Origin of the sequence: Microcoleus sp. B13-B6, assembly GCF_036705405.1 — a bacterium.
GTDB lineage: Bacteria > Cyanobacteriota > Cyanobacteriia > Cyanobacteriales > Microcoleaceae > Microcoleus.
In genome coordinates this window covers 17,324-31,597 of the sequence record NZ_JAUBUJ010000057.1, presented here as the reverse complement: position 1 = coordinate 31,597, position 14,274 = coordinate 17,324, and the positions used below count along the sequence as shown (strand labels likewise).

Below are 14,274 nucleotides of genomic sequence, written 5' to 3'. Positions count from 1 at the left end.
AGCCCGATCGCCCCAAAGCCCGATCGCCCCAAAGCCCGATCGCCCCAAAGCCCGATCGCCCCAAAGCCCGATCGCCCGATCGACATTATTGACCTAATCTTTGCTATTTTCCTCTCCTGAATTGGGCTGTGAAAATTTAATATCCGCCCAAGATAGCTGTCTGCTTTGATTGCTATTGCTTTCGAGTTCTTCTTTAAGTTTGGCAATATCAACGGTATCATTTTTGGCGGAACTGTTGGTTTGGGCGATCGCATCTTTGAATTGCTGAATTTTTTCCGTCGGATTTGCTTTAATATCTTCCACCGCTTTTTTTAAATTGCGTTGATAGTGCGCGTTGCCAATTGCTTCTTCCTTCGATCGCGAACTGGTTTCAAAGCATTTGTCCAAATCGGCGTAAATGCCTGTACGGCGGGGCTTGGTGTAGTATTGGCGTTCTGTATCAAGGAGTTTTGCCATCAATTCAAGGTGCATTTTGTCCTCGCTGCAAATCTCTTCGATCGCAGTCCATTCATCGCTACCGAGGAGTTTTCTTTCGGCGGCGGGACGGGAATCTTCAAAAGGTTCGCCCGTGACTTCTTCGTAAATCCGGGGTAAAGAGTCGTCGAATTCGTGCTTTTCTTCCAGCCAAATGCGACGGATTTCGCTAAGTTCTTCTGGGGTAATTAAGGTGATGTCGCGCATTTCTAGGGGTGCGGTTTTGCGGATTTGGGTTTGTGCTTCCAAGACTCGTCTCAGCCAGTGTTCTCGCCAGAATTTGGTGTAGGGCCCTGGGATGGGTTCGACGGATGTTGTATCGTCGCCCATGTTGCGTTCAAACAGTTCTACTCTACCGTAAATGCGGCGGAAGTCTCTTTTTGGGCGATCGTCTTTTATATCTAATTCGTTACGAATATCGAGAAGAGGCTGCATCCATTCTTTTTCCTCATCATTTTGAATCATTGCCTCCATAGATTTATCTTGGCTTACCATTGTACATACCCAGCACCCAAAGCGAGAACTGCCGCAGCTAGGGGTAGAAGTATCGACAACTAAAGGACATTCATTGTCTGCTGTTGCACCTCGATACATGGTAAATAAATCTTTGTTGCTATTTTCCCAAGGATTAGGCCACTGATTCAGATAAATCCACACTTCATCAGTTCGCCAATCTTCTATCGGACTATAAATTAGGGAATTAGGCAGACTAGGACTCTGATAAAGCAGAGATTTAATGGAACTAGAATTATTATTTAGACGGTCACTCATGCGACCTATTTCATGTTTCTCCATTGAAACCGCGCGTTTAATACTTTCAGCTTTGCGAGTACCCAATATAAGAATTACTTCTCCATTGATTCTCACCATATCACGAACAAACCGATTAGAAGGAAGGATTTTCAGGCGTTCAGTACACCAGCGAAATCCATGTCTCGGTGCGGGGTAGCCTTTTCCCATCAAGTTTACCCAGAAAGTATCTTTGACATCTGGATAAAGCATATAAGGTTCTATTGGTAGCTGTTGCTCTATAGCAGCAGACTTCATCTGTTTTAATGACTGACGTACCCAAGTAGAAACTATCGGGTTTTCTACAAGTGTATCTGTTGTGATTACATAGATTTTTTTTGTTCTTTTTTCAGGTGGCAATTCTGCTATCGCATACCAGATAAGCTGCACTACGCTAGTGCTGTCTTTTCCGCCGGAATATCCTAAAACCCAAGGTATATCATCTAAGCAATATAACTCTTTAATTTCTTTACTTATTTTTTCGATCTCTTCCACTAACTCACTAACACTACGGGGTGGAAAAAGCGGTATTTGCATTGTTTCTGTCATGTCTTCAACCTCAGTTACTTAATTAAGCTCTAAATACATTCAGCCGATGCCATTCTAGCGATTCAAGTCTTGGTAAATCTTGGTCGGAAGCCGGCAGGAGAATAGTTTCACTATGAAAATCTTTCATACATCTGGCATTGGGGGATTCCTCTTCTAAGTCATCAGCGACGATAATTCTGTAATTATCATCTATAGCAAACCAACCCTGGTCAAAAGCCCAATGATGATTTTTACACAATGATATCCCATTATTAATTTGATTATCATAAAACTTTGAAAACGGCTTAATATGTGAACCATCTACAATAGTTTGAGTGAGATTCCTGATGACTTTTAATCGACAAAATGCACACTTGTAATCATATGTATGTACTACTGCTTTCCTGAAAAAAGCATTTCTAACAGCAGATTTTGTTAAATAAAATTTTGGTTCTCCGTCAGCAATTCCTGCTGAGTCTGATAGTTCTCTTTCTGTCTGAGTAACTTTCTCAAAGTCTTGATTAACTTGCAAAATATCTCCAATATCGTCCCTATTTAATGAAAACCATGTCGCAATCAGTGTATCTATTAATTCCGATCTCGAATTTTGGTCTTGAAGTAAATTGAATAATTCATTATCCCAACTACCGTATTCTACAGCTTCTCTTAGCTTGTTAGTGGTCTTAGGCTTTGAACCATTAAATCCAGACTTTAATGTTTTATGCCAGAAACCATCGCCTTCCAAATGCCAAAATGGATAGTGCAAACCACGATTGTGAGATTCAGAACCTAAGATATCCCAATATTTATTAAAGGTTTTAATTAAGTCGTCTGAAACATAAATTCGATTCTCCCTAATTATTCCTTGAGCAATTAGATCGATGATTGATAATAGTAATATTGGCTTATGATTAGCTTGACCACGTTGGCGTGTATTACTGACATTAAGAGCGGCAAAACGTTGTCGATAATACGCTAAATTCTTATTTTCGGACTTTTCTCCTGTAGTCATTTTCTCCTCCCGCTAGGATTAAATACAATTCGACCTGAAATTTTACACTATTGTCAACAGAGGGTTAAGCGCCCCAAGGCAAAACCATAATGCAGAAACTAGACAATTTAAGCAGTGTCAACCGATTAAAAAGTGATTTTATAGCCTAGACAGGTGATAATTATATCACTGTCCGCGTGCATCTGCGGTTCTCAAATCCATCCCATCCGCAAACTAAATATGTCCTACAGCGACTTCAAAACCATCGACCAAGCCGTCTCAACCCTGGATCTAACCGTTGAAGACATTCCCCACTTATTCAGCCCAATTACCCCCCTCACACCTTCAGAACGCCTCAAACAAACTCTTGACGAAGCTTTAGACTTAGCCTCAAGTATCAGCACGGAAAAAGCTCGCTCGGAATTAATCATCACTCCCATTCTACTCGAAATCCGGCGCACTTTTAATAACAAAATTGGCTACTTTTCCGGCAACACATTTAACGTAGAAGAGAGCAAAGGATTAACCGGGGCTTGTGACTTTCTCCTCAGCGCATCGAGCAATCAATCATTGGTGACTGCCCCAGTCTTGACATTAGTGGAAGCAAAAGACAACGATATTAGAATAGGATTGGGACAGTGTGCGGCTCAGATGGCAGCAGCTCAAATATTTAATGCCCGCAAAGGGCAAGAACAATCCGCAATTTATGGGGCAGTTTCAACTGGTACAAACTGGAAATTCCTAATTCTAGAAAATCAGTTGTTAAAAATTGATTTGACTGAATATTTTATTACTCAGCTAGACCAAATTTTGGGCATTCTTGCAGAACCGTTTCGACGCTATTTTAATTAAACTCACAGCTAGTTTTTAGTGTGGCACGGGCGTCCCGCCTGTGGTACACCTGCGGTTTCCAAACCCAACCGCTTTTTCAAATAATCAGTCATCCAACTAACACTCGCCCTCGACTTAGAAATCCCCCCTTTCAACAAAATCCCATTCTCCCAATCAGGATTAGAAATCGACCAATCAACCTGCTGCAAAAGGCTCAAACGTTCCTCCCAACTCTCAGGAAAAACCGACAGCAAAGCCGCCCCAACTTCCCCCAAACTCTCAAGCACAACACTCTGACAGTGTACACAATCCCGGCGCATTTCCCCCGCCGCAACTTGCTTGTGCAGAACTAATTGCCAATCTGGAATAAAACTGCAAACCGCATTCCAATAACTAACCGCCAGTTGTATTTTTTGAGCAAGTTCTTCCTCTTTCTGTTCTTTTTTGGTGCGAGAACCAGAGGGTTTTGCCTGTTCGCTGCCGTGAATATTAGACAGCAAAGCCATGATAGCACGATCGATCGCACTCAGCGTAAACAATTTGTGCGATCGCCCGTTCAAACTCCCCTTCTCCATCTCAGTCAAACACCGGAAAACCTCAACCTGCTTAACAACAGCCTTCACCACAAAAGCGCGATCGTCCCGGTGGTTGTAAAGTAGACTGAGTGACGCCTCCAAAGGAACTTGAAAACCGTTCAAATCAGCAAACATCTGCTGCGATTTTTCCAATCCAATATCGAGAAACAAAATCAGCGCCACCGTCTCATATCCCAACTGCGGATTTTCCCTCAAAGCCATCTCAAAAGCCGCCCGGCGATGCTGTCCGTCATTAATAGTAAACTTAGCATCCATCGGCACTCGCAAGCGACCAATTTTCCGTTCTTCGGCCTCATTTCCCACTGCTTCAAAAGTAATATCCGCATCAATCGAAGCAGCAATTGCCCCACAAGTATAATTTGTAGGATTCTTAACAAAATACTCAGCAATTTCGGGAATCCTAGCTTTGTTAAGCGCGCGTTTCGCCCGCAGAGACGGCGGCAAATCTTCAGATTCAAAGGGAAACAATTTCGGCAAAAAACGCACCGGACACATCGACACGTAATATTCGCGGCCCGCTTGAATGCCCCGAATTACCGGCAAAATGTATTCAAAAGAAGGAGTAGACATATTTTTTTGTTGGTTGCAGGTGCGAAGTATGAAGAAATCAGGGGCAAGTGCCATCGTCAATTCACTCGCTTCCCCGATATTCCGCCGGGGGTTGAAACCCCCGTCTCATAGCGAAAGTCGGTTAAAACCGACTAAACATAAACCTCGAAATTGATCCATATTCAGTCCTCTTCAGAGGACTTTCGCTATGAGACAGGGGTTTCAACCCCTGGCGGGCCCCGATGGTGGCGCGTGAGACCCCTGTCGGGCCCGGATGGTGGCGGGTTTTCAACCCCTGGCGGGCCCCGATGGTGGCGCGTGAGACCCAGACGCATCTGCATCAAGCCCGATCGCCCCTAAGCTATTGACAAATGAAACATTCAATGATATACGAAGTGGAACTTAATTAGTAGTTTAAGTATTTCACAATAATTTTTTAAAAACAAGAGTTGACATAGAATTTAACCCATGATATTTTTGAAAAAATAGCCTAATTATATAAAAACCGCCAATGACTACCCACCCAGCGGATGACCTCGCTATAAAAATTTTAGAAAAAGAAAATAGCGACAGACAGGAAATCGCACTTTTATTAGATAATTATTTAGGAAAGGACGATCGCATTTTCGTCCAAAAAACCCAGATGGGAAACAGCGAAGCATACATCGGTTCAGTCACCCTAGAATGGTTAGACTCTCGCGTCCGTTTCGCCTCGCAAATGCCGCTTTTCCGCCAAAAATTCGACCTCCAAACTAACAACATCGTCCGCGACGACGAAACCATTGACGAAATTATCCAGCGTCCCTTAGATTGGTCGCGCCAAGCCACCCTCACTCAATATTTAGCAGCCCGAAAATCGCACAAATTCCCCGCAGTTTTAGTAGTCGTCAGTCCCCCGTGGGTAGACAATCCTCTAGCCGAGGAATGGGATAAGAATGGCGTAGCAACTAAATCCGCGACTGAATTTACATCCTTTGATAAAAACGAGAACTTAGGGCTTTTGAATGTCTCTCAAAAAGTCTCAATTTTTGCCTTAGACGGCCAGCATCGGCTGATGGGAGTTCAAGGTTTAATGAGTTTAATTAAAACCGGAATCCTGCAAAGATACAACAAAAATAAAAAACCAGTCGGCGCTGCAATTACTCTGGAAGATTTAGCAGAAGAGTATCAAATCGACCCCGAAACAGTGTATAAATTAGCTCACGAAAAAATCGGAATAGAGTTTATTCCGGCGGCGGTAGCGGGGGAAACGCGACAGCAAGCACAACGGCGCGTGCGATCGATCTTTGTGCACGTTAACCTAATGGCCGTAACGCTGAGTCAGGGACAGCTAGCATTATTGAACGAGGATAACGGATTTGCGATCGCCGCCCGAAAAATTGCCGTCACCCATCCCTTATTAAAAGAACAAGATGACAGAAACCCCCGCGTCAATTGGGACAGCGCCACAGTCGCAGCAAAATCAACTGTCTTAACCACATTGCAAGCGCTGCAAGATATGTCCGAACGGTATTTAGAATACAAATTTCCTCATTGGAAGCCGGAACGAAAAGGTTTAATTCCCATGCGTCCCGAAGATGAAGAACTAAAAGAGGGAATTGAAGAGTTTAAAAAATTGTTCGATCATTTAGCAACTTTACCCAGCTATCAAAGAATTGAAAGCGGCGAAGAAACGGCAGAATTGCGCCGATTTAGTTTTGAAAAGCCAGGGGGCGAGGGAAATATTTTGTTCCGTCCAGTCGGTCAAATTGCTTTAGCTAATGCTTTGGGAATTCTAGTATTTAGAAAGAAACTTTCCCTGAAATCTATTTTCGACAAACTCCGCAGATTCGATGTCGATGAAGGATTTAGCCACATGGACAATCCTGAGTCTGCGTGGTACGGGATTTTGTACGATCCGAACAAAAAGCGAATGCTAGTTTCTGGAAAGGATTTAGCGACGAAGTTAATTGTATATTTGGTGGGGGGAATTCAGGACGATATGGAGCGAGCTCATTTGCGGCAAGCGGTAGCGGAAGCGAGGACTTTTGAGGATAAAGCTATTAGTTTTAACGGCAGGTTTGTGCAGCCGCAAGAGGTAGGATTGCCACCAGTGCTTAGCTAAGTTTTTATTATATCCGAGTTTACAACTCGTTTATTCTTTAGTCCGCGAAGGCGGACTTCGTTCGTGTAGAAGCGGTTTCAACCGCCGAATCTTTTGAGGGTAAGGCTACTTTACCGTCTTCTACTTCCTGAAGCGCAATCCGAAGACTGTTGAGGATATCTTCTTTAGATAGCTCTTCTTCGTCTTCTTGAAACAGTTGGCGCAGCGATTCTAAAATCAGGGTTTCAATGGGCAGGTTGAGTTGGCTAGCTTTCTCAAGAAGTTGCTGTTCTAGGCGATCGGTAATGGTGAGGTTAATTTGCATGGGTGTGCCTATCAATTTTATTAGATTGCTAACTATTGCGATTTCTTGTCGCTTCTAACTTGCGGCGAATTGCGGCTTGAACTTTCTCATCAAAATCTGGATCGCCGGGACTTGCAATAATCCTCAGCGGATGCTGATTGATTCTGTCTAAGTACGCCTGAAAAGCGGCTCGATTTCCACGATGTTTAAGAAAATACTGTTTCAATTCAGTATTCGACATAGCGTTATAGTTAACTTGGCTCATCAGCAAACTCCCCATTGGGTAAAATTTGGAACTCAAGCTCTTCATCGTACCCAGCCAATATGTATACGTTACGAGTGCGATCGTCAACACAAATCAGATGTATAGCAATCCTAAATGATTCGTGTAATTCTTGGAGGGGCAATCCCCCCGTGGTTGCCCCGATAGATAGGGGGTAGGCACGGGGAGTAGGGGTAGCACTACCCCTACATATTTTTACAAATGATTTAGGATTGCTATATAGGCTGAAGCATCGTGTATGTCAGTTGATAACTGATGCGATATAAACTCTCTAGCTGGGCAGCCGTAGGCATTTCTCAATCACTCAACCTAATACTTATTTTAACATATAGCTCAAGGAAAGTTGTATATTTATATTATCACTTTTAGCAACTTTTGTCTATAAAACACTACTACCGCTAGATACTGTACCCAAGTTTACCTCTCAATTTATATACATTATACCGCTTTATTTCAACAAAATAAGTTCGGCTGCTACAGGCAAATGATCGGACTCGGTTGCCTCCAAAACCGAACTCGATTTAGCACCCCACTGCTTTGAATACCAAATATAATCAATCCGGCAAACGGGATAATTTAATCTCCAATTCGACCTTTTTACCAAGAACTTAAGTTCCCAACCGTGAGGCCAGGTAAAACCAAACCCAAATCCCGATTTTCGGAAAGCATCTTGCAAGACTTTCTGCACGCTGTCATAGTCTTGAGTTTCATCTGTCATATTAAAATCGCCCGCGACGATTACTGGCAGAGTTTCTCGCTCAACTCGCTGCACTAAGTCTTGAATTTCAGGCGCTCGTTTGCCATATGTGTAAACTGGAATTTGGAGAAAACGCCCGATTCTATATCTCTTAAACCACGGCCCGGTAGCTTGCATATTGTAAATCACTACTTCTTGTTCGTTAAATTTAATAATTGCCCGTTGCTGCGTTTCTCGATGGCCGGCTAAGTGCAGTATTTCGCTGGATACAATCGGATATTTACTGAGAATTCCTACAGGGGGAGTGCCAATTTGATACGGGTAGTCTGCTTTTAACCAGGTGAAAGCTCTTTCGGTATGTTTACTAACGATTTCTTGTAAAAATATAATATCGGGTTTTTGCTTCTGAATCAGTTTAAGTAAACTTGGCGACTGAGTTTTATACCAACGGACGTTATGGGATAAAATTTTGATGCTGGGCTGCGAATTTGTGATGTTTATTGGTGTGGGAGAAAAGTATTTAATGTGCAGCCAACTTATTAGGAGAATGCAGGCGATCGCCGAAATAATAGTGAACCATCTTTTTTTGATAATTGACACTCCGATGATGGGAAGCAAGAAAGTTGGGAATAAGATTAAGGGGCTAAAAGTGCTAATTAAGGCAATAATCCACAGTCGCTCCCAAAAAATTAATTTGAGAATGAAATAGCAGATAATGAATCCTGAGTAGCTGTAAGCGAAAATTTTTGCAAATTCCTTGAGTCCTTTCTTTACGATCTCTGCTAGTACATACTTCATTGGGAACCTATTAAAATAAGAACTTGCTTAAATCGAATTCTTCATTTGACCGATGTTGGTTGTCTCTTTCAGAAATCAAAACTAACAACAGGCGATCGGTATAATCCGCCGCACCTCGCAACTCTTCGCGCAAAATTTCCAGTCCCCCATTAGCATATTCTTCAAAAATTTGCAAGCGTTCTGCTTCCAATTGTTCGTCGAGATGGGAGAGAATTTGAGGATTTTTGGTTTCGGCGATCGCAATTAATTTAATCGCCATATCGTAACCCCTGGATACAAAAATATCAACATCGATCGCACCCGGTTCTCGTTTAGAAATTTCCCCCAAAGGCGATCGTTTTTTCCGCTGTTTTCCCAAGGATGCGGCGAAGGCGATGACATCGGCGTAAGTCTGGAAAGGGCCAGTGTGGTTATCCGATAAAGTTAATGATTTGACTAACTCGGCTTTATCTTTAGCAATTCTAATTTTGTTAGCAGCCATTGCCATAATATCTAGTTTCTAACTATTATAAATCTCGCAAATATCCAACAGTCCGCACAGGCGCACTTCACCATGTCCGCAACAACATAATTTTTTGTGCAAAACCTCCTCTTGCTTCGCGCCGCTTCATTTGTTCCGCCAAAAGTCGATCGCCCGAAATGCCAAAACTCGCCATCACCGCATCTATCACCTCATACAAATCCGCCAATTCCGCCACCAAATTTTCCTCATCAGCCTCCGCCGCTTCCCCCGCTTCTTCAATCAATTTCTGCAGCAAAGCTTGACGGTATTCTGCGTCGGACAAAATTACAAACTCGCATTCATTCCCGCTTTGGCGAATAATTTCAGGAATGCGATCGCGCACCAACTTATGATACTGTTTTTCCACGTCCAACTCCCTTCAACCTTGACTAAAAGTTTGAATCAACCAGCGATTAATTTCCCCATCATCTTGCGTTTGACTCCGATTCAAAGCTTCCTCAACTAACCGGATTTCCAGCCCCGGTAAAACCCGCGACTCTTGAATTCTCCCGCTACCTCCGCCATTAATCGCAAACGCAAAAACCTCCCGCGTGTTTGCACGTTCAACCCAATATTCACTTATTCCTGCGTCTTCGTAAAGCAACCGCTTGCCGCCTAAATCATCATTAAAAGAAGACGCCCCAATTTCCACTATCAAATTAGGCGGATCGTATTGATTTAAATCAACAGCAGAATTGCTATCATCAGGAGGCACTCTTAAATCTGAACCAATGTAGTAAGCTAAATCAGGTTGAAACTCGCCAATACCTGCTTTACGAAAACTGGTATTAGTAAACTGAACTATTCGGATATTTCTCAATGTTGCAAACAGAATAACTACACAGGCCCTAATTGAATTTTGACGCCCGTGCAATGGCCCTACTGGTGACATTTCTACCCTCATGTGTTCTTGATAGTAATAAAACTTGCCCTTTTCCCATGCTGAATCCTCAGCAAAATTCAGAAACTCTTCCCACGTCGCCTTCACCCAAATATCCGTTTCCAAAACCTGCGTAATTGCCGAATTAGAAGTCATACTCCACCTCTACAATTTCTGTATATTCAAATTCATTTGGACTGCGCTTAACTAAAGGATAGCGCGTCCCGCCAAGTTCGATCGCATCTTCTTCACAATCAGCTTTCGGAGAATTGTACACCAGCACGTATTCCCTGCCAATGGAACTTTCCATCTCTTGAGCAACTTCTCCGCGCCACTGAGTTTTCGTTACCAAAACTACCAATTGATTCGCCAACTTCGGCAGCTTATTCGCGATTTGCTTGCGATAAATCTCGTCCAAACTGCCAAAGGGAGAATCCATCACAATTGGAAACGTACTGCTATCCGGGCCCATCAAAGTATTCTTTTGACTCCACTCCCGCACGCCCTCAATAATCCCGCCGATAAACGATAAACTGAGAATTTGATTTTCTCCTGTAGAAGCGGCAACCAAAGATTCTTTTCCCGACGTATTTTCTACTAGCGTCAGTTCGTATTTATCGCTCAACTTGGGGATGTAAGGAGTAAAAGAGATTTGACTAAAAATATCTTGCACCCGCTTTTCCAACTGAGAAGAAAACTGTTTTTCTAAGCGCGATCGCACTTCAGTTAGGCGCTCGATCGCATCCTGAGTCGCAGCAATCCGGCGCTGGGCTAATACTTGCCTTTGCTCATTCAGTTGCTGCTTATCGATTTGCTTGTCCAGATTGGCGATCGACGCCTTCAAACTCTCAATCTGCTGCTGATTAGAGCCTGTTTCCCGGTGCAAATCGCCAATTTTTGCCTCAATTTCATCCAAGCGCTTTTGCAAGCGGCTGACATCTTCGTCAGGAAAATTTCGCAGCTTGTTGTGAATATCGTCTAGCTGATTTTCCACCCGAGAAAGTTCGGTTCTGTCGCGACTGATATTGCCTTGGTGTCGGTCAATTTCCTCCCAAAAATCAGCCACTTGTTTATCAATTTCATTTACCCGATCGCTAATCCGAATAGTTGTTTCTTCCACATCGCCAACACCAGCCTTATCCATCCAACCGCTAACCTGTTGGTGAGACTCCGAACCCTCCACTAATTCCGCACCGCAGATACACCGCTGCTGCGCTAATAACTCTTCCAAAAACGGCCGCTGAATCCCCGAAAGCAACGAGCCACATTCCCGCAAACCTCCTACTATTACTTCAAATTCAGCCACCGCATCTGACAGAAAAACCGCGTAACCGCGCACAGAAATTGCTCGTTTTAGAGCATCTGTAGCCTGTACAATTTGTTGCTTAAATAAATTTTTCTGCATTTCCAATTCGTCTCGCAACTTTTGTAAATCCGCAGCACCGCTAAGTTCCAACAAGTTACCATTAACTGCTTTTTTTAACTCCCCTTGGTTCGCCAATTCCCGCTCGATTTCTACTTGTCGGCTCGAAAGTTGCTCAGCTTCTTGCTCAAATTTTTGCTTATCTTTTAAAAGTTTCTTCGTTTCAGCATTGCCAATTATATTTAAATCTGTCTCTAGAGATTTTTTTGCTTCTCCTAAATGCCGAATCGATCGATTCAACACTTCCACCCCCAGCAACTCCTTAGTAGCTTCCGCAATTTCTGCCTTCTTGTCATAGCGGACAATTTGCTCGATTCGCTCCCCGTCAAAAAAGAAATATTTATGTAAACTTTCCGGCAAAATCCGCCCGATAATATCATCGGGATGCTGATCCGGCTTCAGCCAGAGACCGTTATCTTTGGCTACATTCAGAAACAATTCAGCCTTGCCATGTTCTACAGTGTTTTCACTTTTATAAGCACGACAAATTCGTCTTGCTTGGTAGCGTGTGCTGTCGTGTTCAAACACAATTTCCGCCCAACAACCTACGGCTTTTCCCATTTCCGCCTCAGCCAGAGCGCGCTTGTTTACTAATTGTTCTTCCGCCGCAAAAGCCGCGCTAAATCTCCCGTAAAGTACCCACGTAAAGGCATTCATCAAGGCAGTTTTTCCGGCGCCGTTATTACCGTGAATTACTGTAATATTTTCCCTGCCCCAAGCTAGTTTTATTTCGGGGCTTTTGCCGTAAAATTGACGAAAGTTGCATAGAGTAATTGAGATTAACTTCATACAATTGCTTCCTTAATGATTTTTAAAATGTCATCGTTAATGTGGCGGGGAGCTCTCATGTACAGTTTATCTTTTTCAATTTCCAATACCCGCTCAATAATTTGTCGGACTTCCGGCGGCGCGCTAGTAATAGGTTCCTGTACGTCGCTGAATTCCTTATGAGTTTGATAAGAAGAACGCTTTTCTGCTAAAATGCTTGTCGGTAAGGCTGCGATCGCACTATCTTCATATCTAAATGCCATAATCAGATTTTCATGCAGATTTTCAGTCATTTTTTTTTCAAATATTAAAAACTAGCAACTCAAACTACGCTCAACTAATTCTCTATTCTTAAACATAAACCGAACCTTAATAAATGTCAAATGTCTAACAGCCCGTAATGCCTCTGAATTTGCAACAATTTCACTCTAGCTTCCCCAGCATTGTCGGCTAAATCGGCAAATTCCAAGAACCGCTTCAACTCTTTTCGCAGCAAATTGCGCTCGACTTCTAAGGTTTCTCTGCCCAAATCTGGAGGCAAAACTATCATGTCAAATAAAGTTGCCCTTTCCTTCCCCGGATGTGGTCGCAAAATGCGTCCCCTGCGCTGAATAAACTGGCGCGGATTGCTGCTGCTTGCTAAAATTACAGCATTGCGAATTGCTGGAATATCCACGCCTTCATCCAAACAGCGAATCGCGACTAAACCTTGCAATTCTCCACTCTCAAATTGCTGACGCAATCGTTCTCTTTCTGCTAAAGGAGTTGCCGCAGTATAAGTGTTAACTCGGTAGCCTAATTCTGAACCCAATAACTTCGCGGTTTCTGTTAGTTGGCGGTTGTTATTTCGGCGCCCACCTCCTTCGAGCGCACCGTCGCCGCAGTAAAATAAAGTGTGGGCTGTATCGAGACGGTGAATCATTAATTCTCGCAACGCTACTAATTTATTAGCCGCCGCTCCAATTAACCGAGCTCGCTGCATTAATAAAGTTGTTAAAGCATCATTTTCTTCTACTTTTTCATCGCCCCAAAGCGCCCAGCCAATTTTTTGAGTTAAGCGGGAATACTTGCGGGTTTCTGCTTCTGTCAATTCTACTAAAATTGGATAGTATAAATAATGTACTAAGGCTTTTTGGCGGATGGCGTCGGCTAAGGTAAGTTCCGGCTGCAAAACCGGGCCAAAATAATCTAAAATAGCTTCGGTTCCTTGTTCGTCGAAATGCCTTTCTGGGGTGGCGGAAAGGGCGAGTCGCAGTCCAATATTGCGCGGCAAACTTTCTCCTAAACGGGGCGCGCCTAAGTTGTGAACTTCGTCTCCAATAATCAGGGTTTTTTCTGGAAAATAGCGCAGTTGCGATCGCAAACTATCTCCCATTAAGGTAGCATTAGTAGTGATGATTGTGAGAAATGCTCTATCCCCCGATCGCACTTCATACAAACCCGCAGCCAGCTTATTTTGCCAACTGCGGGCGCTATCAAAAGCCAAAATAGGTTTTAAACCAAATTTCTCCGATTCGCGCGCCCACTGATTCACCAGGTGGCAGTAAGGGCAAATTACGAGCAGGACTTGCAGGTTAATTTTATTGTATAATTCAGTGGCGATCGCCAGTGCAGTAATCGTCTTGCCACTACCCGTCGCCATCTTCAGCGTACCGCGTCCCTGATTCGCAAACCAATTAGCAACCGCCACTCGCTGGTACTGTCGCAATTGCAGCGATGGCGGCATCTTCGGAAACCCAAATTGCGAATTATTAGCCGTTGAGCGATTCACCTTTAAA

At 43.4% G+C, this 14,274-nt stretch carries 15 protein-coding genes; 2 read left to right on the top strand and 13 right to left on the bottom strand.

Translation table 11 applies throughout. The features are described 5' to 3' along the window. Positions 1-93: 93 nt before the first annotated feature. Both dndC and QUB35_RS23205 read right to left on the bottom strand, forming a co-directional pair. Positions 94-1,812: a DNA phosphorothioation system sulfurtransferase DndC gene (gene dndC / locus QUB35_RS23210; protein WP_333144051.1), complete on the bottom strand. Its 1,719-nt coding sequence runs from the start codon at positions 1,810-1,812 to the stop codon at positions 94-96. Positions 1,813-1,834: 22 nt separating this feature from the next. Further along, positions 1,835-2,803, bottom strand: a complete 969-nt coding sequence (locus QUB35_RS23205) for an HNH endonuclease (protein ID WP_333144050.1) — start codon at positions 2,801-2,803, stop codon at positions 1,835-1,837. 153 nt (positions 2,804-2,956) lie between these two features. On the opposite strand from QUB35_RS23205, the gene QUB35_RS23200 reads away from it, so the two are divergent. Beyond that, on the top strand, positions 2,957-3,634 hold the full coding sequence (locus QUB35_RS23200) for a hypothetical protein (protein ID WP_333144049.1): 678 nt from the start codon (positions 2,957-2,959) through the stop codon (positions 3,632-3,634). 8 nt (positions 3,635-3,642) lie between these two features. Here QUB35_RS23200 and dndB read toward each other — a convergent pair whose 3' ends face one another. Beyond that, positions 3,643-4,779, bottom strand: a complete 1,137-nt coding sequence (gene dndB, locus QUB35_RS23195; protein ID WP_333144048.1) for a DNA sulfur modification protein DndB — start codon at positions 4,777-4,779, stop codon at positions 3,643-3,645. 490 nt (positions 4,780-5,269) lie between these two features. Between dndB and QUB35_RS23190 the strand changes: the two genes are divergently transcribed. Then, positions 5,270-6,862: a DGQHR domain-containing protein gene (locus tag QUB35_RS23190; protein ID WP_333144047.1), complete on the top strand. Its 1,593-nt coding sequence runs from the start codon at positions 5,270-5,272 to the stop codon at positions 6,860-6,862. Positions 6,863-6,899: 37 nt separating this feature from the next. Here the strand turns inward: QUB35_RS23190 and QUB35_RS23185 are convergent, their stop codons facing one another. The 10 genes from QUB35_RS23185 to QUB35_RS23145 all read right to left on the bottom strand — a co-directional run bounded on the left by QUB35_RS23185 (position 6,900) and on the right by QUB35_RS23145 (position 14,222). Beyond that, positions 6,900-7,166 carry a hypothetical protein gene (locus QUB35_RS23185; RefSeq protein ID WP_333144046.1) on the bottom strand — a complete coding sequence of 89 codons (267 nt, stop codon included), beginning with the start codon at positions 7,164-7,166 and terminating at the stop codon, positions 6,900-6,902. Between the two features lie 28 nt (positions 7,167-7,194). Beyond that, the gene (locus QUB35_RS23180; RefSeq protein ID WP_333300814.1) at positions 7,195-7,410 is read right to left on the bottom strand and encodes a DUF6887 family protein; all 216 of its coding nucleotides are present in this window, start codon (positions 7,408-7,410) and stop codon (positions 7,195-7,197) included. After that, a complete protein-coding gene (locus tag QUB35_RS39240; RefSeq protein ID WP_445252063.1) occupies positions 7,397-7,552 on the bottom strand; it encodes a DUF6888 family protein in 156 nt (51 codons plus the stop codon). The genes QUB35_RS23180 and QUB35_RS39240 overlap by 14 nt, the downstream gene beginning before the upstream one ends. Before the next feature lie 324 nt (positions 7,553-7,876). Further along, positions 7,877-8,923, bottom strand: a complete 1,047-nt coding sequence (locus QUB35_RS23175) for an endonuclease/exonuclease/phosphatase family protein (protein WP_333144044.1) — start codon at positions 8,921-8,923, stop codon at positions 7,877-7,879. Positions 8,924-8,933: 10 nt separating this feature from the next. Next, positions 8,934-9,404, bottom strand: a complete 471-nt coding sequence (locus tag QUB35_RS23170; RefSeq protein ID WP_333105229.1) for a DNA phosphorothioation-associated protein 4 — start codon at positions 9,402-9,404, stop codon at positions 8,934-8,936. 67 nt (positions 9,405-9,471) lie between these two features. Beyond that, positions 9,472-9,792 carry a nucleoside triphosphate pyrophosphohydrolase gene (locus QUB35_RS23165; protein WP_333144043.1) on the bottom strand — a complete coding sequence of 107 codons (321 nt, stop codon included), beginning with the start codon at positions 9,790-9,792 and terminating at the stop codon, positions 9,472-9,474. Between the two features lie 12 nt (positions 9,793-9,804). Next, the gene (locus tag QUB35_RS23160) at positions 9,805-10,461 is read right to left on the bottom strand and encodes a Uma2 family endonuclease (RefSeq protein ID WP_333144042.1); all 657 of its coding nucleotides are present in this window, start codon (positions 10,459-10,461) and stop codon (positions 9,805-9,807) included. Continuing rightward, on the bottom strand, positions 10,451-12,517 hold the full coding sequence (locus QUB35_RS23155) for an AAA family ATPase (protein ID WP_333144041.1): 2,067 nt from the start codon (positions 12,515-12,517) through the stop codon (positions 10,451-10,453). Before QUB35_RS23155 ends, QUB35_RS23160 begins: the two co-directional genes overlap by 11 nt. Further along, positions 12,514-12,789: a hypothetical protein gene (locus tag QUB35_RS23150; protein WP_333144040.1), complete on the bottom strand. Its 276-nt coding sequence runs from the start codon at positions 12,787-12,789 to the stop codon at positions 12,514-12,516. Before QUB35_RS23150 ends, QUB35_RS23155 begins: the two co-directional genes overlap by 4 nt. An 86-nt stretch (positions 12,790-12,875) precedes the next feature. After that, on the bottom strand, positions 12,876-14,222 hold the full coding sequence (locus QUB35_RS23145; RefSeq protein ID WP_333144066.1) for a DNA phosphorothioation system restriction enzyme: 1,347 nt from the start codon (positions 14,220-14,222) through the stop codon (positions 12,876-12,878). Positions 14,223-14,274: the final 52 nt, after the last annotated feature.